The 2500-nt window shown below is 52.2% G+C and carries 1 tRNA gene and 2 rRNA genes (1 of these 3 cut by a window edge); all 3 read right to left on the bottom strand.

Features of this window, described 5'->3' with window-relative positions:
- Window positions 1–335: ribosomal RNA gene (locus NC994_RS11955) — 23S ribosomal RNA — on the bottom strand; it reaches 2553 nt to the left of the window's first position.
- Window positions 336–606: 271 nt separating this feature from the next.
- A tRNA-Ile gene (locus NC994_RS11950) sits at window positions 607–680 on the bottom strand.
- 109 nt (window positions 681–789) lie between these two features.
- Window positions 790–2280: ribosomal RNA gene (locus NC994_RS11945) — 16S ribosomal RNA — on the bottom strand.
- The 16S and 23S rRNA genes sit together here with 1 tRNA gene alongside, the layout of an rRNA operon.
- Between the last annotated feature and the right edge of the window lie 220 nt (window positions 2281–2500).

Raw genomic sequence — 2500 nt, 5'->3', positions numbered from 1 at the left:
CAGTTTTCAGTTGCTTTGTCTAACTTCTCGAGTCCCACGTTGCTGTCCCACTACCCCACCAAGCATGCTTGATGGTTTAGGCTCTTCCCGTTTCGCTCACCACTACTCAGGGAATCTCTTTTGATTTCTTTTCCTCCAGCTACTAAGATGTTTCAGTTCACTGGGTTGGCTCTTTACTGCCTATGGATTCAGCAGTTAGTTCTTTGGGGTTGCCCCATTCGGATATCTCCGGCTCATTGCTTGCTTCCAGCTCCCCGGAGCGTTTCGTCGGTCGCCACGTCCTTCATCGCCTCTGTGTGCCGAGGGATCCACCATAAGCTCTTTGTAGCTTGACCACATTCTCTTGCTTGGATGATACGGACGCCTTCTTCGATTGGACGTCTCGTTTTTTCCTGCTTTTTAACGTTACTATGCAGTTTTCAAGGTTCTTTGGCTGGAATTAGAGTCCAGCAGTCTCTCTGAGGCTTATCGAGTTTCAGAGTCGATGCTGACTTCTTTTTCCGGTTTTCGGTTTTGACTTGCTCGGCCTATAGATATGCCCCTCAACCGGGCTTCCCACGTTAAGCTTTACCCTCTTACTTGTCAAGCTGATTGCTTGACTTTAGGTGGGCCATCCTGGACTCGAACCAGGGACCTCACCCTTATCAGGGGTGCGCTCTAACCACCTGAGCTAATAGCCCATGAACCGGAACCGTAATAGTTTGAAAGCTTTTGATGACACGACCTCGACGACCTGGGATGACCTTCTGTGACCGACTTCATCGGTTTTCAGAGGTTCGGTCTCCCTTAAAAGGAGGTGATCCAGCCACACCTTCCGGTACGGCTACCTTGTTACGACTTCACCCCAGTCATCAGCCCTGCCTTCGGCGTCCCCCTCCTTTGCAGGTTAGGGTAACGACTTCGGGCGTGGCCAACTCCCATGGTGTGACGGGCGGTGTGTACAAGGCCCGGGAACGGATTCACCGCCGTATGCTGACCGGCGATTACTAGCGATTCCGCCTTCACGCAGGCGAGTTGCAGCCTGCGATCTGAACTGAGCCACGGTTTATGGGATTTGCTTGTCATTGCTAACTTGCTGCCCTTTGTCCGTAGCATTGTAGTACGTGTGTAGCCCAGGACGTAAGGGGCATGCTGACTTGACGTCATCCCCACCTTCCTCCGGTTTGTCACCGGCAGTCTCCCTAAAGTGCCCAACTTAATGATGGCAACTAAGGACGAGGGTTGCGCTCGTTGCGGGACTTAACCCAACATCTCACGACACGAGCTGACGACAGCCATGCACCACCTGTGTTCCGGTTCCCGAAGGCACCCTTCTGTTTCCAGAAGGTTCCGGACATGTCAAGTCCTGGTAAGGTTCTTCGCGTTGCATCGAATTAAACCACATACTCCACCGCTTGTGCGGGCCCCCGTCAATTCCTTTGAGTTTCACACTTGCGTGCGTACTCCCCAGGCGGGATACTTAACGCGTTAGCTACGGCGCGGCCCGGGTCGATACAGGCCACACCTAGTATCCATCGTTTACGGCTAGGACTACTGGGGTATCTAATCCCATTCGCTCCCCTAGCTTTCGTCCCTCAGTGTCAGTTGCAGTCCAGCAGAGCGCTTTCGCCACCGGTGTTCTTCCCAATCTCTACGCATTTCACCGCTACACTGGGAATTCCCTCTACCCCTACTGCACTCTAGCCGCTCAGTTTCCACCGCCTTTCCAGGGTTAAGCCCCGGTCTTTAACGGCAGACTTGAACAGCCACCTACGGACGCTTTACGCCCAATTATTCCGGATAACGCTTGCATCCTCCGTATTACCGCGGCTGCTGGCACGGAGTTAGCCGATGCTGATTCCTCAGGTACCGTCATTTTGTTCTTCCCTGAGAAAAGGGGTTTACAATCCAAGAACCTTCCTCCCCCACGCGGTCTTGCTCCGTCAGGCTTTCGCCCATTGCGGAAAATTCCCCACTGCTGCCTCCCGTAGGAGTCTGGGCCGTGTCTCAGTCCCAGTGTGGCTGATCGTCCTCTCAGACCAGCTACCGATCGTCGCCTTGGTAAGCTTTTACCTTACCAACTAGCTAATCGGACGCGAGCTCATCTTCAGGCTATAAATATTTCACCTCTCGGCACATCCGGTCTTAGCAGTCGTTTCCAACTGTTATCCCCGTCCTGAAGGCAGATTCTCACGCGTTACTCACCCGTCCGCCACTAGAATCCGAAGATTCCCGTTCGACTTGCATGTGTTAAGCAGACCGCCAGCGTTCATCCTGAGCCAGGATCAAACTCTCCATTGTGTTAAGTGAGTTTGTTTTTTTGGCTATTGGAAACTATAAGTTTCCTACCGACTTCGTCTTGGTGATTGAAGTTTCCTCCAATTCACCTGATTTTTTTGACGAGGTACTTGTGTTTACTTGGCTTTCAAACTATTATTTTTTCTAGGTTCGGTGCGCTTCGGTGTCGCTTCACTTTCGCTTGCTCTCCCGACCGCTTTATTAATGTAGCAACCACGAACCG

It is taken from the genome of Trichocoleus sp. AS-A1, from assembly GCF_039962015.1.
GTDB lineage: Bacteria > Cyanobacteriota > Cyanobacteriia > Cyanobacteriales > FACHB-T130 > FACHB-T130.
Note: the sequence above shows the minus strand (reverse complement) of the source record. Positions and strands in the feature narration are given on the sequence as shown.